The organism is Dyadobacter sp. AC419, from assembly GCF_979253085.1.
This window is the reverse complement of sequence record NZ_CEEDCD010000012.1, coordinates 117,340-139,827: the sequence shown is the minus strand read 5'-3', so window position 1 is coordinate 139,827 and position 22,488 is coordinate 117,340. Positions and strand designations below refer to the sequence as shown.

The following is a 22,488-nucleotide window of genomic DNA, read 5'->3' as shown; positions in this document are numbered from 1 at the left end:
TTAAGGAACCGTTATAATCTGTGGAAAAGTCTCAAATTCTCTTCCCTGTCCGTATATTTGCAACTTTTTGTGGAACTGACTAACTTAATATGTGGAATAAAATAGCGACTTACATTATCCGCTACCGGCTTATGTGGGTTGCATTGGTGCTCGTATCAACCGTTTTCATGGCATACGAAGCGAGCAAAATCGAGCTCTCCTACAATTTCGCAAGGATACTTCCTTCCAACGATCCCGTCGAAAAAGAATATCAGGATTTCAGAAAGCTTTTTGGTGAAGATGGCAGCGTAATGGTGATCGGCTGGCAGGATCCGCAACTGTTTGAAATCAACAAATTTCGCGACTGGTGTAAGCTGACACAACGCATTAAGGAGACGCAAGGCATAAAAAATGTGCTTTCGTTGGCCAATGTTTATAAAATTAACCGCAACGACAGCCTCAGAAAATTCGACGTTTCCCCTGTAATAAAGCAGATTCCGCAGACACAGGCCGAGGCCGATAGCATTAAAAAGCAAATCGCGAATTTGCCCATTTATGACGGTCTGATCCTTAATAGCAAGACAAATGCAACGCTGATCGTTGTCACATTCAATGACAAGGAACTCAATTCCAAGCGCCGGCTGACCATTGTCAGCGACATTGAAGCGATGGCGGAGGAATTCGGAACGAAATACAAGGCTGACCTCCATTATTCAGGCATGCCTTACATCCGGACGGTGAACATGAAAAAGATCTCGGGTGAAATGGAGCTGTTCATGGGACTGGCTGTTTTTGTGACATTACTCATCCTGTGGGCGTTTTTCGCTCGTTACGACTTACACTTTTGTCGATTGTGGTCGTGCTGATCGGTGTTATTTTCTCCGTCGGGATCCTGCATCTTTTCAATTATAAAATTACCGCATTAACCGGCCTGCTCCCTCCCCTGCTCATTGTGATCGGCGTGCCGAATTGCGTCTTTTTAATTAATAAATATCAGGCAGAACTTCGGTCCCACAGCAATAAGGACGAAGCGTTGCTGGAAATGATCCGTCAGATCGGCTTATCGACATTCCTGGCAAACATGACCACAGCCATCGGTTTTGGTGTGTTTTATTTTACCAACAGCATTTTGCTCGTAGAGTTTGGCGTAGTCGCTGCGATCAGCGTTATGGCGACGTACGTGCTTTGCTTACTGCTTTTGCCGATCACATTGCATTATATGGCCGTCCCAAAAGCGCGTCACCTCAAACATCTGGACGGTAAGTGGGCTTCCGGCTTTCTTACCAAAGTGAATTTCCTCGTTCACAATCGCAGAAAAGAAATTTACATGGCCATGGTCTTGTTGATCATTGTTTCAGCTTTCGGGATGACAAAGATTAAGACGATTGGTTATGTGGTTGATGACCTTCCAAAAAAGGATGTCGTTTACACAGATTTGCGGTTTTTTGAAAAGAACTTCAACGGCGTTTTGCCCTTTGAAGTGATGATTGACACAAAACAACCGAACGGAATTTTCGCAGATCAGGCCCAGGTGCTTTACAAGATCAAGGCATTTCAGAATGAGATGGCCAAGTTTCCGGAATTCTCAAAGCCACTCTCTGTTGTAGAAGCATCCCGGTTCCTTTACCAGGCTTACCGCGGCGGTGACGCGAAATATTATGCATTGCCCGGCGTGTTGGAGCTGAACAAGCTTACCAATTATGTGCAGGATCAGCAGGGCGCTGCCAAGCAGTTGAATGCTTTTGTAAATAAAGATAAAAGTGTGACGCGGGTCAGTTTTCAAATGGCAGACGTTGGTTCTGAACGCATTAAGGAGCTTATGCAGAAGATCAGACCGAAAGTCGACTCGATTTTCAGTCCGCAGCAATATAAAGTTAGCTTAACCGGTCACAGTCTGGTGTTCCTGAAAAGCAATGATTACTTGTTAAGCAATCTGTACGAAAGCTTGCTGATCGCCATTGGCATGATCGCCATCGTTGGGATGGTTTTGTTTCGCTCTGTGCCAATCATTTTGTTATCGAAATTGCCTTGTCTTATTCCGCTTGCATTAACCGCCGGGATTATGGGCTATTTCGGCATTTACTTCAAACCGACGACGATCCTTATTTTCAGCATTACATTCGGGATTGCTTCCGACGGAACGGTTTACTTCCTTACTCGCTATCGCGAAGAGCTTTACAAAAACGGATTGACGCCTTCACAGGCCGTTACACAATCCATTTTCGGAACAGGGCTCAGCATGATTTACACAGCGGTAATCTTGTTTTGCGGCTTCTCGATCTTTGCTGCATCGAGCTTCGGCGGAACGGCTGCTATGGGTGTGATGGTGTCCATTACATTGCTTGTGGCCATGTGTACAAACCTCATTCTGCTCCCCGCCTTGCTGCTTTCAATTGCCAAGCGTCAGGGAAAAAACGTCAAGCCGAGCTAATAAAACGGCTTTTTGGCGTATATTCCCTTTTCACTAACTCCTATTATCAAAAATGAAAAAAATTTTGGTGACGTTATCGCTATGCGCCTGCATAGCGCATGAAAGCAATGCCCAAAGCGATTACCAGACGGATTCGGTATTTATCCGCAAAATCTTCAACACTTCTCTCTCCGAAGGAAAATCCTACGAATGGCTGCGGCATCTCACGCAGCAGATCGGCTCGCGCCTGAGCGGTTCCGAGGGCGCTGCAAAAGCCGTTACTTATACGAAATCAGTGATGGAGCAGGAGAAATTTGACCAGGTAATGCTGCAAAATGTCATGGTGCCGCACTGGGTGCGCGGTGCAAAAGAAAAGGCACATATCATCAATGGAAAACTGAAAACAGAAGTGCCCATTGCGGCGCTAGGCGGCTCAATTGCAACGCCAAAAGGCGGCATAAAGGCTAAAATTATAGAGGTTAAGAGCTTCCAGGAACTGCGTGACCTCGGCGCTGAGAAGATCAAAGGCAAGATTGTATTCTTCAACCGGCCTATGGATCCGACGAAGATCAACACATTCGAAGCCTATGCCGGCGCCGTGGAGCAGCGCGGCATGGGTGCTAGCGAGGCCGGCAAGTTAGGCGCCGTTGGCGCGATCGTACGCTCCATGACGACGCGACTGGATAATGTCCCGCACACAGGCAGCATGCGTTATGTGAGCGGCGCGCCCATTATTCCCGCAGCTGCCATCACAACAAACGGCGCTGAGCTGTTAAGCAAAACATTAAAGGCTAATCCGGAAACTGAATTTTACTTTGAACAACATTGCGAGACACTGCCCGACGCGCCGTCACACAATGTGATCGGAGAATTAAAAGGCAAGAAAAATCCTGCAAAATACATTGCCGTTGGCGGACACCTCGATTCCTGGGATTTTGCACAAGGTGCGCATGATGACGGTTCGGGCTGCGTGCAGTCTATTGAGGCCATCCGGATTTTGAAAGCATTGGGATATCAGCCGAACCATACACTTCGCGCGGTTATGTTCATGAATGAGGAAAACGGTCTGAAAGGCGGCATTGCTTACGCTGACTCGGCCAAATCGAAAAAGGAAACGCACATTGCAGCCATTGAATCGGATCGTGGCGGATTTACGCCGCTCGGCTTCGGCGTGGTGGGAACGCCTGCTCAGAAAGCCAGAGTTGCGCAATGGACCAAGCTTTTCGCGGCATATGGCATTCATGAGATCGGGCCGGGCGGTGGTGGCGCGGATATCGGTCCGCTGGCTCAGCAGGGAACGGTGTTACTGGGCCTCATTCCCGATTCGCAACGTTATTTCGATTATCACCACGCTGTCCAATGACAAGTTCGAGGCGGTTAGCAAGCGCGAGCTCGACCTGGGGGCTGCTGCAATGGCAGCCATGGTTTACCTTATTGACAAATACGGTCTCGAATAAAAAAGTAATGGCTGCCTCATTCTTGAAGCAGCCATTATTTTAAATTATTTTTTCAAAACTCTGATCCATCCATTCTTCCGGAATGTCATCAAGTGCCTGTTTCAGCTTTTCAGCCCAAATATCTGAGATATGCTCCAAATCCTTCTTCTCGTAACGGTGTTCGACAATCTTGAAACTGTCTTTTTTATACAAAACCACGTCAATCGGGAAATCAACGTCGTTGTTGCTGACGCGAGTTGAATCAAACGACAAAAAACCAGCTTTCAAAGCTTGCTTCATTGTAGATTCACCATTCAGCACGCGGTTCAGAATTGCTTTTCCCTGACCTGAATTCCCGATAATCACATAAGGCGAACCTTCGTCAAGCTCGACCCAGTTTCCTTCGGAATAAAGCAGAAACAACTTGTGATCTGCATCATCTTTCAGCTGGCCGCCTACAATTGTATTCAGGTTAAACTTCAATCCGGCACGCTCCAAAGATGCTCTGTCTTCCTCGGCAACCCGCTTTATTTGCTCACCAAAGGCATTAACAGCTTTATAAAGCTTATTATAAACAACGCCTTCGCTTAGCAACTCTTCAAAATAATGCACCGCTTTATCGCGTACGGAACGCAGTCCGCTGGTCATGATAAAAAGGGAATAATTATCCTTTTGCGTCACATACATTTTCTTTTTTACAGTCGTATTCGTGCCTGCTGTAATACGGGTGTCTGCCAATGCAACAAGCCCTTCTTTTACTTTTATTCCTAAACAATAAGTCATTTCTGAGTGTCAATTATCTCGTCCGAAATCGGTGTCAATGCTCGTATTACCGGACGACAACTACATTAATTATGCCCAAAAGTACCGAAATGCCCAATGGCGTTTATAAAAAACATGTTTTTAATAATGATTTTTTTTGAAATTGCCGCCCGCGTATATACATTGTCCGTGTCAACATTTCCTTGCCTGCCATGATTGAAACCGTGCATCTCTTCCCTGTGCTTGATAAAAAACTGATCGAACTTTTAAAATCACTTTCACCCGAAGATTGGCATAAGCCCACCGTGGCCAGACTGTGGACTGTCAAAGACATTGCTTCCCATTTGCTGGACGGCAACCTGCGCACGATATCCGGCGTGCGGGACGGCCATAGCATGCCGCCTGACCGGGAAATCGGCTCTTACCAGGATCTGCTCGACTTTTTAAACAAGCTCAATGCAGACTGGGTGAATGCCACAAAACGCCTGAGCCCGCAAGTGCTTATTGAACTTCTGGAAACAACTGGGAAAGAATATGCAAGCATTATGGCTGCGCAAAATTCGGACATTGATGCCGTGTTTTCTGTCGCGTGGGCTGGTGAGCAGACATCCAAAAACTGGTTTCACATTGCGCGCGAATACACCGAGAAATGGCACCATCAGCAGCAGATCCGCGAAGCAGTAGGAAAACAGGGAATCATCACCGACGAGCTTTACTATCCATTTATCGAAACATTGCTGCGCGGACTTCCCCACACATACAGAGGCGTGCAGGCAAGCGCGGGCACTGTTATAGGAATTAATGTTGGACTGGAAACGCCGCACTGGCGATATCTGGTCAAACAAGAAACCGGCTGGACCATTGAAAAGGAAACATTCGAACAACCAGTTGCAACATTAGAGATTCCAGCCAGCATTGCCTGGAAACTATTTACCAAAGCCATCAAACCCGCAGACGCGAAAATGAGCATTCTCATTAATGGAAATGTTGAAATCGCCGAAGTTGCGTTAAACCTCATCGCGGTCATGGGCTTGACTCAGTTTAAGATAAATCTCTAGTCGAAATAAAGTTTAACACTGTAAGATAATGCCCATATCGATCTAAGTCGGCGAAATGCTGGTATATGAATGTAAACGCAATTTAAAACGCGGCCATTCAGTGCCGATAGATTAACACGATATGAAGCTGTTCAAAGCCTTAATTATAAGCATCACGCTGCTTTCGGGATGCAGCAGAACTGACGAACCGGACGCCACTTATAATCCCGGAAGCAACGAGCCTGGTGCAAAATTCCTTGCTCTTGGTGACTCTTACACGATCGGTCAAAGCGTCACCGCGGAAGAGCGCTGGCCCGTTCTGCTTGTAAAAAGTATGAAAAATGCCGGGATCCGTTTCCGTGCACCAGACATAATCGCGACCACAGGCTGGACAACGCGGGACCTGATTTTCTCCGTTGACAATGCGAAACCAGCTACGGATTATGATTTGGTTTCGCTCATGATTGGCGTCAATAACCAGTTTCAAGGCAGAAGCATTGAAGAATACAAAACAGAGTTCAGCACTTTACTTACAAAAAGCATTGCGCTTGCTGGCGGAAATGCCGATCATGTCTTTGTGCTTTCCATTCCGGATTGGGGCGTAACGCCATACGGAGATTCCGATCGTGCAGGCATAGCAAAAGAGATTGATGCTTTTAATCTGGTGGCAAAAGAAGCATGTGACAAAGCCAAAGTGCGGTTCATCGACATTACACCCATTTCCCGCAAGGCGCTGAACGATCCTTCGATGTTAGCGAGGGATAACCTCCATTTTTCGGGAAAAATGCATCAGCTTTGGGTGGATACAGTGTTTCCGTTGATCAAATCGAGCATATAGCGCAACTAAAAACCTCCGCATTAGGAAGGCGAAGGTTTATGCACTAATATTCCAAAATTCTATAACCTTAATTACGCCTCTTGCAAAGCTTTTATACGGATTACCAAACCGTCCATCTGCTCATTGCACCGGAGCTGGCAAGCAAGACGGCTGTTCGATTCAGCATCTGGCAATGCGTCCAGCGTGTCGAGTTCGTTATCGTTTTGTTCGGGCAGGGCGTCTCCGCCTTCCAGCACGGCAATGTGGCATGTTGCGCAAAGGCCCATTCCGCCGCAAGTCGCCTGAATGTCATACTCATAAGCTTTGAGCATTTCCATGAGGTTAAGCCCCATATCCACAGGCACTTCCAAGTCCCTGCGATCGCCATTATTATCTTCAACCTGAATATTGATCATGACTAAAATGCGTTAACACCGTTAACCGTTGTGTATTTGAAACTTAATTTTTGATCCGGATAAACATATTTGAATGCGCTCTGCATCATGATTGCTGCCTCGTGAAATCCACAAAGGATCAGTTTTAGCTTTTCCGGGATATGTGTTAATGTCGCCAATCGCGTAAATGCGTTCGACATTGGTTGAGTAATCAAAAGTATCGACAATGATCGCCGATTTTTCAACGCCAAGATTCCAGTCTGCAATCGGGCCGAGTTTAGGGCTTAGGCCAAAAAGCGGGATAAAGTGATCGGTTGGAATTGTCGTAATGCTTTTGTCGTTGCGCACAATAGAGACTTCTTTCAAAACACCATTGCCACCCAAGCTGCTAACCTGCGATTGCAGGATCAGATCAATCTTTCCTTTTCCTGCCAGTTCAAAAACCTTCTCAGCAGAATCCGGTGCACCGCGGAAAGTGTCTCCCCGATGAACCAATGTTACGCGGGATGCAATGTCGGCCAGGAAAATAGTCCAGTCGAGGGCAGAATCTCCGCCACCGGCCAGCACAACATGCTGATCACGGAATTGCTCAGGCTTTTTAACCATATAATGCACGCCTTTGCCTTCAAAATATTCAAGCTTGTCCACTGCCGGCTTGCGCGGTTCAAAACTTCCCAGTCCCGCGGCTATAACCACCACTTTGCAATGGACTTCGGTTCCTTCGTTGGTGCGTACAATGTAAGTTTCATCATCTTGTTTTTCCAAAGCCTCTACCCGCTCACCTAATGTGAAGCCAGGCTTAAACTCTTCGATCTGGATCATCAGATTCTTAACAAGATCTTCTGCAATAATGCCGGGTGCTCCCGGGATATCGTAAATTGGTTTTTGAGGATAAATCTCGGCAAGCTGTCCGCCTACAACGGGCAATGCGTCGATAAGATGGCAGCGCATTTTGAGTAGCCCGGCTTCAAAGACTGCGAATAGTCCGACAGGGCCGGCGCCGATAATGCAAATATCTGTGGTAATCATGATTGTTATCTTCTGAATTTTGGAATAATTTAATACTTCAAAACTACTGCTCAAACCAACTCCACGCCAATCACAATAACTTATCCGTCATAACCAAAAGTTATGACTGCTCTGATTCTGTAATGATAAAGTTGAGCATATCCGGTTGCATTTCGATTCGTATCTCTACCGGTTTTTCAACTTTCACCCGCTCATCGTCGATGTGCAGATCCTTACCGTCCCAGTAGAGTTCAATGTTCTTACCCTTGATCGTCATGAAGTCAAACTTGTCGTCGTTGCCATTGATATGGCTCAACACAAACGCTTCAAATTTTTCACGGTCCGACTCGGGGATCAGTACAACTTCCAGTTCGCCATCACCCGGATCGGCATTTGGCGCCAGCACAAGATTTGGGCCAATCGAACGAATATTCATCACTTCTACTAACAAAAATCTTCCTGCATGCTCCGTGCCGTCGACCACTATCCGGCAATCTCTCAGCTTTTCATAATTGAGCACGACATCATATAGAACGGCAAGTGCGGCTTTCAGTTTTTCTTCCGCCGAGTCGCCGATTTCCTCCTCAATCTTGCTCATTACTTTCATCAGCCGTGGAAAAACGCCGTATCCGAATCCTTCCAGAAAAAACCGGTCATCACCCAGGCCATAGATCTTTCCAATGTCAAAACGCTTCCTGTTCTCGCTGTGCCAGCTCTTCACAATGTCTCCTACTTCGCCATCGATCTGCAATGCGCAGGCAATGTTGTTTGCTGTTCCGTGCGGTAGTAATGCGAGCGGATATTGTTTATCAAGGCGTTTCCGCTGCATGATTGCTTTGGCAACACGTCTCACCGTTCCGTCGCCTCCCGCAATGATCAGGAAGTCAGTGTCCACTTTGAAATCGGCCCAATTGTCATCCTTCACCGACGAATACTGGCACTCAAAACCTTCCGCTTCAATCAGTTTGACAAGCTCTTTTTGGGAAAAGTCATTATCGCCCGCTGTGGGGTTATGCAAAAGGTTAACTCTTTTCATAAACAGTATTTAGGATGTCAATGAAACCATAAAAAACATACCAGGCACAATTTTGTTAGCCCAAACCTTAAAATTGACGACAATATGAAAATTCTTGTAACAAACGACGACGGAATATATAGCCCGGGACTGGCTGCTCTTGCAAAAATTGCTGCACGTTTCGGTGAAGTGAAAGTGGTGGCACCCGATGTGGAGCAATCTTCGATGGGACACGCCATAACCGCTTCCAGACCTCTTTCTTACAAAAAATCACCCATAGACTTTGAAGGAATTGACGCCTGGCGCGTTAACGGAACACCTGCCGACTGCGTTGCGCTGGGACAACATTTATGGGACAAACCCGATGTGGTTCTTTCAGGGATCAATATGGGCCCTAACCTGGGTAATGCAATGTGGCATTCGGGGACATTAGCGGCAGCCAAGCAAGCCGTGCTCTTTGGCATGAAAGGCATTGCGCTGAGCACGCCCACAGACATTGAGCCTGATTTCAATGCACTGGACCCATTTGTGGAACAAGCTTTGGAACTGCTTTTTAAAAATGATCACCTTAATCTGGTCAATGTAAACTTTCCGCACGATCCGAAAGGCGTGCGCTGGACCAGACAATCGGTAAGACTTTACGACAATCAGATCGTGCCAGCACTAGATCCGATGGGCAGAAAGCATTACTGGTTTACAGTAATTCCAATGGAGCCCGCAGAAGAAGGAACAGACCGCTGGGCAATTGAAAACGGCTTTGTTTCCATCACGCCGCTCCGCCTTGATCTGACCAATGAAGCAGAACTGGAAAAAGCACAACGCGCTTACCCGGTTGCATAAATAGAACATTAAGTATTGCAAAATATCGCAGGATCCTGCCGCTACAAGTCAGCTTGTTAGCCGCAGGATCCTTTTTTATTGGGGCGTTTACAAATGCGTTAAGGGGTAGAATGGCTAAAAAACAGTCTTCTTTTCAGACAGAAGTTTTTTCAATTCCTGAATCCGAAGAAATCCTTTACCTCTCACTATGGAACAATCCAAAACTGGCAATTACCGTTGGGTCATTTGTGCATTATTATTCTTTGCAACCACAATCAACTACATCGACAGACAAATCCTTGGTTTACTCAAACCAACACTTGAAGTCGAATTCAACTGGACAGAAACGGATTATGCTAACATTGTAATGGTCTTTGCAGGCTGTTACGCCTTGGGGTACATCATTTTTGGAAATTTCATTGACCGGATCGGCTCAAAACTCGGTTACTCGATCTCAATCATTATATGGAGCATTGCAGCAATCGCGCATGCATTTGTAAAAAGCACGTTTGGTTTCGGCGCAGTAAGGGCCATTCTTGGACTAGGAGAAGCGGGTAACTTTCCCGCGGCAGTGAAAGCCACAGCGGAATGGTTTCCCAAACGCGAACGTGCACTGGCAACCGGGATCTTTAATTCCGGAACCAGCATCGGGGCCGTTGCAGCGCCTATTATGGTTCCCTGGTTATTAGGTTCTTATGGCTGGCAGGAAGCATTTATCATTACAGGTGCACTTGGATTTATCTGGCTGATATTCTGGTGGGTATTTTACGAAATCCCGTCACGGCACAAAAAAGTGACGCCTGAGGAATTTGCTTACATTCACAGCGATAACGAAATCTCAGCATCTGGCGATGAAAAGCCTATCAGTTGGGGAAAGCTGCTGCAACTGCGTCAGACCTGGGTTTTTATCAGTGGAAAATTGCTTACCGACCCGATCTGGTGGTTTTTCCTATTCTGGCTTCCCTCCTACTTCGCAACCACATTTTCACTCGACCTTAAAAAACCAAGTCTTCACCTGGCCATTGTTTACACGGCAACGACTTTCGGAAGCATTGGCGGCGGATATCTTTCCTCTTATTTGATCAAAAGAGGTTATGCGCCGCTTCAAGCAAGAAAAACAACATTGCTGATCGTCGCATTTGCCGTTTTGCCTATCATTCTGGCCAAATATGCGACTGATATTTGGGTTGCAGTGGGCATTATCAGCATTGCAGCAGCTGCGCACCAGGCTTGGAGCGCAAATATTTTTACGGTTGTATCAGACATTTTTCCAAAACGCGCCGTAAGTTCCGTTGTGGGAATCGGCGGCATGGCCGGTTCGATAGGCTCAACGCTGTTTCCGCTGCTGGTTGGCTCATTACTCGACTATTACAAGGCTGCCGGAAACATTGGTGCAGGTTACAATATCCTGTTCATCATCTGCGGATTAGCTTACATTATTGCATGGCTGATCATTCATTTCCTGACCACAAATATGAAACCGGTTGAAGAATCGTTAAGAAACTGAATTTGACACATTAAGATGAAAAAACGAAGCGCTTATTTTCTGTTCCTGACCCTTTCTGTCTCCCTGATCTATTGTAAGTCCAATAAGCAGACAGTTACAAATCAGGCTGTCAGCACGACAACGGAAAAAGTGGAACCAGCTCCGGTTGCGGCGAAATCGCCTTTTATTGTTCCGGAAAAGACCATTGAGAAAATGCAGATCGAAGAAGGTTTCGAAGTGAAGCTCATTGCTGCGGAACCGCTGGTAAGCGCGCCGGTTGCCATGCAATTTGACGATAAAGCCAGAATGTGGGTTGTGGAAATGACAGGTTACATGCCAGACACGATCGGAACCGGAGAAGACATTCCGAACGGAAACATTGTAATCCTGGATGACAAAAATAAGGACGGCGTTTACGATGATCGCTATGTGATTATCGATTCGCTGGTGTTGCCAAGAGCCATTTGCCTGATCGAGAACGGCATACTCGTGGCAGAGCCGACCAACCTTTGGTTTTTTGAATTAAAAAATGATAAGGTCGTTAAAAAAACACTCGTAGATCCCAAATACACGGAAGGCGGCAATGTGGAGCACCAGCCGAATGGCTTGCTTCGGGCAATGGACAACTGGATCTATAATGCCAAATCGGATAAGCGCTATCGCAAAAGAGGCAATAAATGGGAAATTGAACACACTCATTTCCGGGGCCAGTGGGGCATTTGCCAGGACAATTACGGTCGTCTTTATTACAACAACAATTCACAGAACCTGCTGGGCGATTACTTCCCTGCTGGCCTGGGCGCCTCCAATAAAAATCAGAAAAACGTAGCCGGTTACAACGAAAAAGCGGTGGCCAACAACAAAGTTTATCCATTGCACCCAACTCCGGGAGTTAACCGTGGGTATATGGCCAAAGTGCTGGACGACAGCCTGCGCCTGAATGATTTCACTGCCGCCGCTGCGCCAATCGTTTACCGCGGCGATCTTTTTGGTAATGCTTATGCTTGGAATGCATTCGTGCCCGAGCCTTCCGCAAACCTGATCAAACGCAACATTCTTTCGGAAAAAGGTTACGTCGTGAAAGGTGAGCAAGCTTATAAAGGAAAAGAATTCCTGGCGAGCACCGACGAGCGCTTCCGTCCCGTGAGCCTTTACAATGGACCCGACGGAGCGATGTACATTTTGGATATGTATCGCGGGATTATTCAGCACAAAACCTATTTGACGCCGTATCTCAAAGATCAAATTGGAAAAAGAGATCTTACGCAGCCCCTTTCCAGTGGTCGCATTTATAAGATTGTTCCTAAAAACACGAAGACGAAATCCGTAACACTATCTTCCAATGCTGACGATCTAGTCAAACTGCTTGGACATCCGAATGGCTGGGTAAGAGACCGTGCGCAGCAAAAGCTCATCGATGGCAAATACAACCAGACGGTGCCAGCCTTGCGTGAAGCGGTGAAACAAACTGCTAATCCATTGCTTGCCATTCATGCATTGTGGACATTAGAGGGACTTAATTCGTTAAAAACTGAGGAAGTGATGGCATGGCTTCGCCAGCCCAATTGGACATTCAAAATGCAGGGCCTGACGGCCACACCAGCATTAATGACGCCGGGTTCATATCAGCAGTTTGCATCGGCTTTCAACACAATGATCGACGAAAACGATACATTGTCAGCGCCTTACATTGCATTAATCGCGAAAACGATCGAGCGCTTTGATGCTTCCGTTTCCCGAGGTCTGCTTACAAAACTGGCCACAAAATATCCTGACAACCGATTTGTTTCTGACGCTGTCATCAGCAATCTGCAAGATCAGGAAGAGGTTTTTCAGGGTGAAATTTCAGCATCGCTTACAAATCCCGACCTTGTTTTTAACAAGCAGCTGCAAAGGGTTATCACCAGTTCGCGCAGCGCCCGCGGTAACCGGAATCCGGAGACACTGAAAAAGGAATTCCCGAAAGGAGAAGCATTGTTCACCTCCGTATGCCAGACCTGCCACGGCGCAGACGGCGGCGGTGTAAAATCACTCGCGCCGCCATTGAACCAGTCGGAATGGGTTACGGGCAGCAAAGACAAGCTGATTTCCATCGTTTTATATGGCCTTACCGGACCGGTGAGAGTAAATGGTCACGTGTATCAGACGCCGGAAGTGAGCGGCGATATGCCCGGAATTGGTTACGATAAGGATATGCCAAGCGAAGACATTGGCCAGTTGCTCAGCTTTATCCGGAAATCATGGCGCAATGATGCGGACAAAATCACGACAGAAGAAGTTGAAAAAGTCCGTCAGAAACTGACCGGTCGCGAGAAAGCATTTACGGAAACGGAGCTGAACGGAATATAGGCGATTCAGCCAGAAAGCGCTAAGTTTGTTCTTTTAAAACTTCACGCATGTCCTATTTCACAACTCCGTCCCGCGTCATCATTACTTGTCATAAGCGACTTTCCCCCTATCTGGAACAGGAAGTCAAAGACCTTGGCGTGGAGATCGAGGAAGCTTTTGTAACCGGAATTCGGATCAAAGCATCTATAAACGAATGCATTAAGCTCAATCTTAACTTGTATTGTGCAAGCCAGGTTTTGTACAGCCTCGGCTCTTTCACGGCCAATCATCCTGATGATGTTTACCGCTTTTTGGTAACCATGCCCTGGGAAGACATTATCCCGAACGAAGGTTATTTTTCCGTAACCAGCAATGTTCAAAATCCCACGATCAACAACAGCATGTTTGCCAATCTGCGTGTAAAAGATGCGATTGTGGACCGGTTCAGGGATAAAAAAGGCACAAGGCCGACCACGGGTTCAGACCTGATCGGTGCGGTGATCCATTTGTTCTGGAAAAATGATTCCGCTGAAATTTTCATAGACACGTCCGGCGACTCGCTGGCGCGTCATAGTTACCGAAAGATTCCGGGTCGCGCGCCTATGCTTGAAGCATTGGCATCCGCCACAATCCTGGCCAGCCGCTGGGATCGCAAATCCACATTCATTAATCCAATGTGCGGTTCGGGCACATTAGCGATTGAAGCTGCATTGATCGCCACAAACAGTCGCCCGGGCCTTTTCCGGGACAATTTTGCTTTCATGCACATTCTGGGTTACGACGAGGAAATATATTTCGCTGAACAAAATTTACTCGAACAGCAGATCATTGAAGTGCCCGGCCTGCGCATTATCGCCACAGATTACAGCAATGTGGCCATCGCCAATGCAAAGAAAAACGCAATTGCAGCCGGTGTTGCGGATATGATCGAATTTGCATGTTGTGATTTCGCTGACACCGAAGTGCCCAGGGGAAAACAAAGGCGTGTTTTTCATTAATCCGGAATACGGCGACCGGCTCGGTGAAATTGCAGAACTCGAAGACACCTACGCGCGCATTGGCGATTTTATGAAACAAAAGTGTGGAGGTTATTTCGGATACGTTTTTACCGGAAACCTCGACCTTGCAAAGAAAATCGGATTGAAAGCCAAACGCCGAATTGAGTTTTACACAAGCACAATTGACTGTCGGTTACTTGAATATGAGCTTTATGAAGGAACAAGGCGTGAATTCGCTCCGGCTGTTTAAGCGGCTGGCATAATATTGGATCAATGTGTTTTTGAAAGCGGGCCGGGAATCTTTCCTGGCCTTTTTTGCACATCAACAAACAGAAAAATTGACTACGAATGATCGTTAATTATCAGGAAAACAGCTGGCAGATCATTGCCCAGCGCGCGCACGGACTGCTTTCAGGGCAAATATGCTTTCATTGGAAACAGGAATTCAGGCCCGAGCGATGGCTGGAAACCATCATCGCAACCACCGAGCACGACGACGCTTTTAATGAATTTGTAAATGATGATCTGCTCCTTAATGAAAACGGAGGACCAGTCAATTTCAAAATGCGCGAATTTGACGAAGACAAATGCGAAGAACTCTTACAGCTTGCACTTTCCAAAAGCCGGTTTGTAGCATTGCTTACGTCAAGGCACATTCAGTTTTTATACGAGAAAGAGACAGACGAGAAAATTGTAAGTTATTGCAAGAAGCTCAAATCCTGGGATAAAAAATGGCTTAAAGAAACCAGCATTCCGGTAAAAGAATTGGAAACGGCCTATGCCATCCTTGAATGGTGCGATGCATTTTCACTGATCATTTGCCAAAATCTGATCCCTCCCGAGAGCCGGAGAATTCAGATCAGTGAGGGGCCGGACAAGCAATGTTACGAAGTTTGGTCAACGGAAGAAAACCGCCTCACGGTTGAGCCCTGGCCTTTTGACACCGAAAGTTTTGTCGTTAATTTTGAATCAAAAACACTTGATCAGCTTACCTTTGATAAGGTCGAAACGTTCCGGGAAATGCTGAAAGAAGCGCCTGTTACATTTCACACTTATAAAATTGCCAAAGCTTGAAATGTGCGGTTATTCAATTTTCAGGAGCGTCTTTCGTTGATATGCTGACCGTTCGTTTCTAGTCGGCGTATTTAATGCTCATTTCCATGAAAATATCCTTTTTTGTTGCTCTGTTTATGCTGGTAATCGCGTCTTCGTGCGAATGGGTCGGCAACACGCCCAGCTTCGGAGATGACTTTATTACTTACACGATCAAAGCGGGCGACCATGAGGTTGAGAAAAACGGCAATGCACCATTTTCTGCAAGCTCGCTCCGTTTTCAAGCAGTTTTCGACAGTTCCTGCATTTACAAAACCGCCATTCCAGAGAATCAGAACGACATTAACAAGCTTTACGGATTTTCAGATTGCAGCTCGCAGCACCAGAACAACAGCGCGCGTTTTGGCTGGAACTGGCGCGAAGGCGCTATCCGGATCTACGCATACATTTATGCAAATGGCGTGCGCCAGGAGAAAAGAGCTGGGCACGGCGGAACTGAATGAGACAAACAGTTTCAAGATCGCATTAGAGGATAATGCGTACATTTTCACTTACCACGGCGTTGAAACAAAAATGCCACGCCACTGTTCAGGCGGCGTAGGCATCGCTTATAAATTGCTTCCTTACTTTGGCGGCGACGAAGTTGCTCCGCAAGAAATCAGGATTAAGATTCGGAATTTGTAAATAAAACGAATGACTCGCCCGGCACATTTACCGTCCGGTCGGAAAGCGAGTCGGGCACATCGCCTGCTCCGTTCCATTGTGAATCAGATGATGCGATCAGCTTACGCCATCCATTTTTGTCTTCCGGTAATGTTGCCTCACGGTCTGTTTTAGAGAAATTCAGCACAGCCACCACAATTTGCCTCGTCGACCAGCGACGGACAATAATGGTTTCGTTTTCCTCATCACCCTCCACTTCAATCGCATCCCGATCGGCACTATTCAATGCAGGCTGCTGCTTCCTCAGCTCGATCAATTTTTTATAAAATTGCAGCATCGTCTGATGCGGAGCCTGATCGGTGAGTTCCCATTGCAGTTTCGATTTGCCGAATGTTTCTTCAGACATAGGGTCTGGCGCCTCTCCTTCCAAATGAAATGCTGCAAACTCACGCTTTCTGCCTTTTCTGACAGCCTCCGCAAGCTCGGGATCCGTGTGACTTACGAAATACATGAACGGATTTGGCTCGCTATATTCTTCACCCATGAACAACATGGGCAGATAAGGACTTACAAAAACGGCCCCAGCGAGCAATTTCTGCATTTCAAATGAAACAAGCTGGCTCGTCCGCTCGCCCAACATCCGGTTTCCTACGTGGTCGTGGTTTTGGGAAAAAACAACAAACTGTTCACCCGGACGGCCCTCGGCTTTTACACCAAAAATCCGTTTGCGGTGATCGGAGTAAATGCCATCAAAAACGTAGGCATCTTTATATGATTTAGCCAAAGATGTGATTGGCTCAAAATCAGAATAGTAACCGCTTTTCTCCTGACCAGACGACACACGCAATGCATGGTGAAACTCGTCAATCCACTGCCCATCCATGCCATAACCGCCTTTGGTCAAAGGATTAATGAAGCGCGTGTCGTTCAAATCCATTTCCACGATCAGAAAATGCTTCCTGCCCGTTTGCGCGATCAGTTCATCGACTTTCGTCCGCATTTCCTGCAAAATATGAACCGGGCTCATGTCCTTAATTGCGTGAACGGCGTCCATGCGCAATGCATCAATGTGAAAATCGCGGAACCACATTAACACATTTTCTGCAAAAAACTGGCGCACACCGTCGCACCATGCATCGTCAAAATTGATGGCGTTGCCCCAGGGCGTGTTGTATTTGTCAGTGAAATAAGGTCCATATTGTGACAAAATATTTCCTTCCGGCCCAATGTGATTGTAAACCACATCCAAAATCACCGCGATCCCTTTTTCATGACAAGCATTTACCAATTGCTGCAATGCTTTCGGCCCTCCGTAAGAATCCTGCACGCAATACGGAAACACACCGTCGTAACCCCAGTTTCTTGGTCCAGCAAATTGTGAAACGGGCATGATTTCAATCGCCGTTATGCCAAGTTCAATCAGATAATCAAGCTTGTCCTCAATGGATTGCAATGTTCCTTCTTCGGTGAAAGTGCCCGTGTGCAACTCGTAGATGATGTAATCCTTTAAGGGAACATTATCCCAGTCTTTGTCTGTCCACTGAAATTCGTTCAGGTCAACGGCGCCCGAAGGGCCGTGCACACCTTCCGGCTGGAAAAGCGAAGCGGGATCCGGCAGCGGTTCGTCTTTCACAATGAACTGATACAAGTCACCCGGCTTAACTGCATCCGTTTTTAATGTCCAGTAACCAAAATCTTCCTTTGCCAAATCAATTTGAGACTGATCTTTTTGTAAAACCAGCTTCACATGATCCGCCTCTGGTGCCCAAACCACGACGTTTGCCTGTCCTGTTTCATCGAACCGGACCCCAGGGACCGGCATTTTATATTCTGATATCATATTTTCTGTTCTTCCAATGCATGTTTAAAAACAACGATCGATCTGCTGTCAACGGTCACGGATGCGTCCGGACCAAAAACCTGCCCATTCTCGCTCACACAGTTTTCACTTGTATCAATCGCTTTTCTCCACTCTGTTCCATATCGTTTTGGAGGCAATGTGTACTCAACGGGCTCGTAATGCGCATTGAAAATCATGTAAAAGCTGTCATCGTAAATCGGCTCGCCTTTTTTATTCACATGGCGAATCCCTTTTCCGTTCAGGAATACAGCAAGCGATTTGGCATAATCGTGCCCCCAGTTTTCCTCCGGCATTTCCTGTCCGTTGGGCAAGAACCAGGCGATATCTTCCAAACCAATGCCCTTAATGGGCAATCCACGGAACCAATCTCTTCTTCGGAATGAGCGGTGCGCCTTACTGAATGCAATGAGCTTTTGCGTAAATTCCAGCAGTTCCTGATCCGCTTTGTCCCAGTTAAGCCATGAAATTTCGTTGTCCTGGCAGTAAGCATTATTATTGCCGCCCTGCGACCTGCCCCACTCGTCTCCCGCCACCAGCATCGGGACGCCTTGTGACAAAAACAGCGTAGTCAGGAAGTTTCTTTTCTGCTTATTTCGCAGCGCAATGATCTCCGGATTGTCGCTTGGCCCCTCCTCGCCGCAGTTCCACGATCTGTTGTGGTCATCACCGTCATTGTTACTTTCGCCGTTTGCAAAATTACGCTTGTCATTATACGAGACCAGATCATTGAGCGTAAAGCCATCATGCGCCGTGATGAAGTTGATGCTCGCAGTTGGCCTGCGATATTCACCTTTGTAAAGGTCAGAACTTCCGGTAAATCTTTCTGCGAATTCGGCGAGCATACTATCCGCTCCCCGCCAGTAATCACGCATACAGTCACGGTAACGGCCATTCCACTCCGCCCAGCCCATTGGAAATTTACCCACCTGATAACCGTCATGGCCAATGTCCCAGGGTTCCGCAATCAGTTTAACCTGAGAAATAACCGGATCCTGGTGAATGATATCAAAGAATGCACTTAACCTGTCCACTTCGTGCAATTCGCGCGCAAGCGTGGACGCGAGATCGAACCGGAAACCATCCACGTGCATTTCTGTAATCCAGTAACGCAAACTGTCCATGATCAACCGGAGAACACTTGGAAGTCTGGCATTCAATGTGTTACCCGTTCCTGTGTAATCCATATAATAGCGTCCGTCCATAAGCCGGTAATAGGACATGTTATCAATTCCCCTGAAAGACAATGTCGGCCCCATCTGGTTTCCCTCACCGGTGTGGTTATAAACCACGTCCAGGATAACTTCAATTCCGGCCTTATGGAGCTCCTTAACCATGTTTTTAAACTCCTTAACCTGCTCGCCTTGCGTTCCGGAACTGCTGTAACGCACATCCGGTGCAAAAAAGCCGATGGAATTGTAACCCCAGTAATTGGTCAGTTCTCTTTCCTTCAAATGGCGATCCGAAACGAAATGATGGACCGGCATAAGCTCAACTGCGTTAACACCCAACTTTTTCAGATATTCGATGGAAGCAGGGTGCGCCATTGCGGCGTATGTTCCACGAATTTCCTCAGGAATGTCCGGGTTCAGGAATGTGAAACCCTTCACATGCGTTTCATAAATAATCGTGTCATGATAAGGAATCTCAGGTGCTTCCACTCCTTCCCAGTCGAAGTTCGGGTCTGTTACGACAGACTTTGGAATGTAAGGTGCACTGTCCAGTTCGCTAAAACTCAAATCCTCCTGCTCGTTACCAATCTCATATCCAAAAAGCGCATCGTGCCATTGAATGGTGCCTGAAATGGATTTGGCATAAGGATCAATCAGTAATTTATTGGGATTAAATCGCAAGCCATAAGCTGGCTCATAAGGTCCGTGAACGCGATATCCATATAACTGACCAGGTTTCAGTCCCGGCACATAAACGTGCCACACGTGGTGCGAAGCTTCCTGAATTTCGATCTTGATATGCTCCGACTCACTTTCCATGCTCTCGAACAAGCACAGTTCAACGCCAGTCGCATTCTCCGAATATAAGGCGAAATTGACGCCCTCACCGTCCCAGGTGGCTCCTAACGGATATGGCTCTCCGGGATATACAGTAACGTTGGAGTGATCTGATCTTCTTACTACTTTATTGTTGGATACTTTCTTCATTTTGAGTGATTTTCATACAACACATATCTTCGGCGGCACGCTCATCAGCACGTCCGCATGGTGCACTATTTTGAAAAAGATTGATGAAATCTTCATTAAAGAACACAGTTTGCTATAAAAGTATGCCAGCGGGCACATAACTTGTGCCATCAAATGGTCTACATTAAGTCACCGTTAAGATTAACAAGTTGCGTTATGGACACGAGCCTATTGCCGAAAATGCAGACATTCCTGGAAGGAGTGAGCGAAATGAATGAAGATACGGTTTATAATGAAGCCGACGAATATCTGGTAAATGCAATTATTGCGCTTGTAAAAGGGGACGGTCACACTTCCATTGCAGAAGAATTTGATCAACCATTTATCCATCCCATGATCACCATTCAAAAATGGGTGGAAGAATTGAAGCTGATCGTGCAGGAAAAAATTGATCAGAAAGCCGATTTAAATCAGTAAAAAGTACAAATTTGAGCGTAATTTGGTACGATTTTTGTATTGTTGACAAGAATATCCACTTTTGAAAATACCCTAAACACGAGCTTGTAACTGTCAGCGTGATAACTGATTGAAATCCAGCGTATACACATACCGGTTAATTTTTGATTTGCAAACTCACTTCTCAGCTGACAAAAAGCAGGAAATTGCATGGATAATATTTTACCCATATTATGATTCTGATTGTCGACGACAGGCCGGAAAATATATTACCCTTAAAAAAAATTCTTGAACTGCACCATTTTGAGACGGACAGTGCCGAGTCAGGGGAAGAGGCGTTAAAAAAAATATTGAAAAACAGCTATTCCGTGATCATCATGGATGTGCAAATGCCTGGTATGGACGGCTTTGAAGTCGCCGAAGCCATTTCAGGATACAGCAGGGCCAAGGATACGCCCATCATTTTCCTTTCTGCGGTCAATAAGGAAAAGCGCTTTATTAACTAAAGGATATTCTTCCGGGGGCATTGATTATCTGACCAAGCCCGTTGATCCCGATATCTTGTTGCTTAAAGTAAAGACGTTCTACAAGCTTTTCGAGCAGCAGCAGGAGCTGAAAGCCATTCAGCATTCGCTGCAATATGAAATTGAAATCCGTAAAAAAGCACAGGAAGAACTGGCTGGCAGAATGCAGGAATTGCGCTTCATCCTTGAATCGCTTCCGCAGATCGCTTTTACAATCGGCATGGACGGCAGCATTGAATTCGTGAACGAGCATTGGTTTCAATATTCAAAAGATGTTACCAAATTCCCAGAGACACCGCCCGAAGATGAGATCTGTGAGCGGTGGGAAACGCATTTCGAACAGGGTTTGGAATTCACGAGTGAAACCCGCCTGAAACATCTGGAAACTGCGGAATACAAATATTTCCTGCTCAAAATCATCCCTATCCTTCAAAATGGCAGCACTGTGCGCTGGGTGGGCACTTTTACCGACATTCATGAGCAAAAAATAGCCAATGAACTGCTGGAACATAAGGTGGAATTGCGAACGAAAGAGCTTTTGCACAAAAATTTAGAGCTCGAAACGACCAATCATGAATTGCAGCAATTTGCGTGGGTCGTGTCGCATGACCTGAAAGAACCACTGCGTAAGATCCAGACTTTCAGCCATTTGATAAAAGATAAATATCTGAATGAGAATGCGGAAGCAGTTTCTTACCTGAACCGGTCCATTAATTCGTCGGCAAGAATGTCGCGCCTTATCAGTGACCTGCTGGATTACTCCCGGCTTTCCGTAAAAGCACATTTCCAGCCTACGGACCTGAATCTGCTGCTGGAAGAGCTGCTGTCTGATTTTGACGAGATCATTTTGAATAAAAAGGCGACCATTCACCTCGACCGGCTGCCAATCATTGACACAATCCCGAGCCAGATCCGGCAAGTTTTTCAGAATCTGATCAGTAATGCGCTCAAATTCAGCAAAGAAGGGACGCCGCCGGTCATCAGCATTACTTCTTCGATCATTGACGAAAAACACATGGATGCTGTGGAATCTGCTGACGGTGCATTCTGCCGCATTGTGATTGAGGACAACGGCATTGGCTTCGACGAAAAATTCTTGGACCGCATATTCGTGATTTTCCAGCGACTCAATAATATGGGCAGCTATGAAGGCACCGGCATTGGACTGGCGATTGCGAAAAAGATTATGGACAAGCACAACGGGATTATTTCCGCGAGAAGCGCAGAAAACAATGGCGCTCAATTTATCCTGATCCTGCCCCTCGTCCAAGAGCAGGTTTTAACCGAAACAAAAACTGAACATTAG

The 22,488-nt window shown here is 46.5% G+C and carries 20 protein-coding genes and 2 pseudogenes; 16 read left to right on the top strand and 6 right to left on the bottom strand.

Annotated features, from left to right (window positions below; translation table 11 throughout):
• Positions 1-89: 89 nt before the first annotated feature.
• The 3 genes and pseudogenes from AC0IYG_RS05855 to AC0IYG_RS05845 all read left to right on the top strand — a co-directional run bounded on the left by AC0IYG_RS05855 (position 90) and on the right by AC0IYG_RS05845 (position 3,846).
• Complete coding sequence (locus AC0IYG_RS05855) at positions 90-845, top strand: hypothetical protein (RefSeq protein WP_471710151.1); 756 nt, start codon at positions 90-92, stop codon at positions 843-845.
• Positions 791-2,410 carry an efflux RND transporter permease subunit gene (locus AC0IYG_RS05850; RefSeq protein WP_471710150.1) on the top strand — a complete coding sequence of 540 codons (1,620 nt, stop codon included), beginning with the start codon at positions 791-793 and terminating at the stop codon, positions 2,408-2,410. Before AC0IYG_RS05855 ends, AC0IYG_RS05850 begins: the two co-directional genes overlap by 55 nt.
• A gap of 52 nt (positions 2,411-2,462) precedes the next feature.
• A pseudogene (locus AC0IYG_RS05845) lies at positions 2,463-3,846 on the top strand (M20/M25/M40 family metallo-hydrolase).
• Positions 3,847-3,885: 39 nt separating this feature from the next.
• Here the strand turns inward: AC0IYG_RS05845 and AC0IYG_RS05840 are convergent.
• Positions 3,886-4,608, bottom strand: coding sequence for a proteasome-type protease (locus tag AC0IYG_RS05840; RefSeq protein ID WP_471710149.1), 723 nt, complete (start codon positions 4,606-4,608; stop codon positions 3,886-3,888).
• A gap of 191 nt (positions 4,609-4,799) precedes the next feature.
• Here AC0IYG_RS05840 and AC0IYG_RS05835 point away from each other — a divergent pair, with 191 nt between their 5' ends.
• Positions 4,800-5,645 (top strand): maleylpyruvate isomerase N-terminal domain-containing protein, encoded by an 846-nt coding sequence (locus AC0IYG_RS05835; RefSeq protein ID WP_471710148.1) that lies wholly within the window; start codon positions 4,800-4,802, stop codon positions 5,643-5,645.
• A gap of 121 nt (positions 5,646-5,766) precedes the next feature.
• A complete protein-coding gene (locus tag AC0IYG_RS05830) occupies positions 5,767-6,462 on the top strand; it encodes an SGNH/GDSL hydrolase family protein (RefSeq protein WP_471710146.1) in 696 nt (231 codons plus the stop codon).
• Between the two features lie 71 nt (positions 6,463-6,533).
• On the opposite strand, the gene AC0IYG_RS05825 is transcribed toward AC0IYG_RS05830, so the two are convergent.
• The 3 genes and pseudogenes from AC0IYG_RS05825 to AC0IYG_RS05815 all read right to left on the bottom strand — a co-directional run bounded on the left by AC0IYG_RS05825 (position 6,534) and on the right by AC0IYG_RS05815 (position 8,880).
• Positions 6,534-6,857, bottom strand: coding sequence for a 2Fe-2S iron-sulfur cluster-binding protein (locus AC0IYG_RS05825; RefSeq protein WP_471710145.1), 324 nt, complete (start codon positions 6,855-6,857; stop codon positions 6,534-6,536).
• Between the two features lie 2 nt (positions 6,858-6,859).
• Positions 6,860-7,865: pseudogene (locus AC0IYG_RS05820) on the bottom strand (NAD(P)/FAD-dependent oxidoreductase).
• 100 nt (positions 7,866-7,965) lie between these two features.
• A complete protein-coding gene (locus tag AC0IYG_RS05815; protein WP_471710144.1) occupies positions 7,966-8,880 on the bottom strand; it encodes a diacylglycerol/lipid kinase family protein in 915 nt (304 codons plus the stop codon).
• Between the two features lie 84 nt (positions 8,881-8,964).
• On the opposite strand from AC0IYG_RS05815, the gene surE reads away from it, so the two are divergent.
• From surE to AC0IYG_RS05775, 8 genes are all read left to right on the top strand, one after another.
• Positions 8,965-9,699 (top strand): 5'/3'-nucleotidase SurE, encoded by a 735-nt coding sequence (gene surE / locus AC0IYG_RS05810; RefSeq protein ID WP_471710143.1) that lies wholly within the window; start codon positions 8,965-8,967, stop codon positions 9,697-9,699.
• Between the two features lie 187 nt (positions 9,700-9,886).
• The gene (locus AC0IYG_RS05805) at positions 9,887-11,185 is read left to right on the top strand and encodes an MFS transporter (RefSeq protein WP_471710142.1); all 1,299 of its coding nucleotides are present in this window, start codon (positions 9,887-9,889) and stop codon (positions 11,183-11,185) included.
• Between the two features lie 15 nt (positions 11,186-11,200).
• Positions 11,201-13,513, top strand: a complete 2,313-nt coding sequence (locus tag AC0IYG_RS05800; protein WP_471710141.1) for a DUF7133 domain-containing protein — start codon at positions 11,201-11,203, stop codon at positions 13,511-13,513.
• 47 nt (positions 13,514-13,560) lie between these two features.
• Entirely contained in the window at positions 13,561-14,490 is a 930-nt protein-coding gene (locus AC0IYG_RS05795; protein WP_471710140.1) for a THUMP domain-containing class I SAM-dependent RNA methyltransferase, read from the top strand.
• Positions 14,477-14,740, top strand: a complete 264-nt coding sequence (locus AC0IYG_RS05790; RefSeq protein ID WP_471710139.1) for a hypothetical protein — start codon at positions 14,477-14,479, stop codon at positions 14,738-14,740. Before AC0IYG_RS05795 ends, AC0IYG_RS05790 begins: the two co-directional genes overlap by 14 nt.
• 98 nt (positions 14,741-14,838) lie before the next feature.
• Positions 14,839-15,564, top strand: a complete 726-nt coding sequence (locus AC0IYG_RS05785; protein WP_471710138.1) for a DUF3891 family protein — start codon at positions 14,839-14,841, stop codon at positions 15,562-15,564.
• Positions 15,565-15,650: 86 nt separating this feature from the next.
• Complete coding sequence (locus AC0IYG_RS05780; protein ID WP_471710137.1) at positions 15,651-16,046, top strand: hypothetical protein; 396 nt, start codon at positions 15,651-15,653, stop codon at positions 16,044-16,046.
• Positions 16,000-16,227 carry a hypothetical protein gene (locus AC0IYG_RS05775; RefSeq protein WP_471710136.1) on the top strand — a complete coding sequence of 76 codons (228 nt, stop codon included), beginning with the start codon at positions 16,000-16,002 and terminating at the stop codon, positions 16,225-16,227. Before AC0IYG_RS05780 ends, AC0IYG_RS05775 begins: the two co-directional genes overlap by 47 nt.
• On the opposite strand, the gene treZ is transcribed toward AC0IYG_RS05775, so the two are convergent.
• Complete coding sequence (gene treZ, locus AC0IYG_RS05770; RefSeq protein WP_471710134.1) at positions 16,208-18,046, bottom strand: malto-oligosyltrehalose trehalohydrolase; 1,839 nt, start codon at positions 18,044-18,046, stop codon at positions 16,208-16,210. The two genes, AC0IYG_RS05775 and treZ, sit on opposite strands and share 20 nt — an antisense overlap.
• A complete protein-coding gene (gene glgX / locus AC0IYG_RS05765; RefSeq protein ID WP_471710132.1) occupies positions 18,043-20,223 on the bottom strand; it encodes a glycogen debranching protein GlgX in 2,181 nt (726 codons plus the stop codon). The genes treZ and glgX overlap by 4 nt, the downstream gene beginning before the upstream one ends.
• Positions 20,224-20,418: 195 nt before the next feature.
• On the opposite strand from glgX, the gene AC0IYG_RS05760 reads away from it, so the two are divergent.
• From AC0IYG_RS05760 to AC0IYG_RS05750, 3 genes are all read left to right on the top strand, one after another.
• Positions 20,419-20,679: a hypothetical protein gene (locus AC0IYG_RS05760; protein ID WP_471710131.1), complete on the top strand. Its 261-nt coding sequence runs from the start codon at positions 20,419-20,421 to the stop codon at positions 20,677-20,679.
• Positions 20,680-20,891: 212 nt separating this feature from the next.
• On the top strand, positions 20,892-21,164 hold the full coding sequence (locus tag AC0IYG_RS05755; RefSeq protein ID WP_471710130.1) for a response regulator: 273 nt from the start codon (positions 20,892-20,894) through the stop codon (positions 21,162-21,164).
• Between the two features lie 55 nt (positions 21,165-21,219).
• Positions 21,220-22,488, top strand: coding sequence for a sensor histidine kinase (locus AC0IYG_RS05750; protein WP_471710129.1), 1,269 nt, complete (start codon positions 21,220-21,222; stop codon positions 22,486-22,488).

What these genes read in the sequence shown, in the direction of transcription:
- AC0IYG_RS05855 (WP_471710151.1), top strand. Translation starts at nt 90, where the DNA reads ATGTGGAATAAAATAGCGACTTACATTATCCGCTACCGGCTTATGTGG.
- AC0IYG_RS05840 (WP_471710149.1), bottom strand. Translation starts at nt 4,608, where the DNA reads ATGACTTATTGTTTAGGAATAAAAGTAAAAGAAGGGCTTGTTGCATTG.
- AC0IYG_RS05835 (WP_471710148.1), top strand. Translation starts at nt 4,800, where the DNA reads ATGATTGAAACCGTGCATCTCTTCCCTGTGCTTGATAAAAAACTGATC.
- AC0IYG_RS05830 (WP_471710146.1), top strand. Translation starts at nt 5,767, where the DNA reads ATGAAGCTGTTCAAAGCCTTAATTATAAGCATCACGCTGCTTTCGGGA.
- AC0IYG_RS05825 (WP_471710145.1), bottom strand. Translation starts at nt 6,857, where the DNA reads ATGATCAATATTCAGGTTGAAGATAATAATGGCGATCGCAGGGACTTG.
- AC0IYG_RS05815 (WP_471710144.1), bottom strand. Translation starts at nt 8,880, where the DNA reads ATGAAAAGAGTTAACCTTTTGCATAACCCCACAGCGGGCGATAATGAC.
- surE (WP_471710143.1), top strand. Translation starts at nt 8,965, where the DNA reads ATGAAAATTCTTGTAACAAACGACGACGGAATATATAGCCCGGGACTG.
- AC0IYG_RS05805 (WP_471710142.1), top strand. Translation starts at nt 9,887, where the DNA reads ATGGAACAATCCAAAACTGGCAATTACCGTTGGGTCATTTGTGCATTA.
- AC0IYG_RS05800 (WP_471710141.1), top strand. Translation starts at nt 11,201, where the DNA reads ATGAAAAAACGAAGCGCTTATTTTCTGTTCCTGACCCTTTCTGTCTCC.
- AC0IYG_RS05795 (WP_471710140.1), top strand. Translation starts at nt 13,561, where the DNA reads ATGTCCTATTTCACAACTCCGTCCCGCGTCATCATTACTTGTCATAAG.
- AC0IYG_RS05785 (WP_471710138.1), top strand. Translation starts at nt 14,839, where the DNA reads ATGATCGTTAATTATCAGGAAAACAGCTGGCAGATCATTGCCCAGCGC.
- AC0IYG_RS05780 (WP_471710137.1), top strand. Translation starts at nt 15,651, where the DNA reads ATGAAAATATCCTTTTTTGTTGCTCTGTTTATGCTGGTAATCGCGTCT.
- AC0IYG_RS05775 (WP_471710136.1), top strand. Translation starts at nt 16,000, where the DNA reads ATGGCGTGCGCCAGGAGAAAAGAGCTGGGCACGGCGGAACTGAATGAG.
- treZ (WP_471710134.1), bottom strand. Translation starts at nt 18,046, where the DNA reads ATGATATCAGAATATAAAATGCCGGTCCCTGGGGTCCGGTTCGATGAA.
- glgX (WP_471710132.1), bottom strand. Translation starts at nt 20,223, where the DNA reads ATGAAGAAAGTATCCAACAATAAAGTAGTAAGAAGATCAGATCACTCC.
- AC0IYG_RS05760 (WP_471710131.1), top strand. Translation starts at nt 20,419, where the DNA reads ATGGACACGAGCCTATTGCCGAAAATGCAGACATTCCTGGAAGGAGTG.
- AC0IYG_RS05755 (WP_471710130.1), top strand. Translation starts at nt 20,892, where the DNA reads ATGATTCTGATTGTCGACGACAGGCCGGAAAATATATTACCCTTAAAA.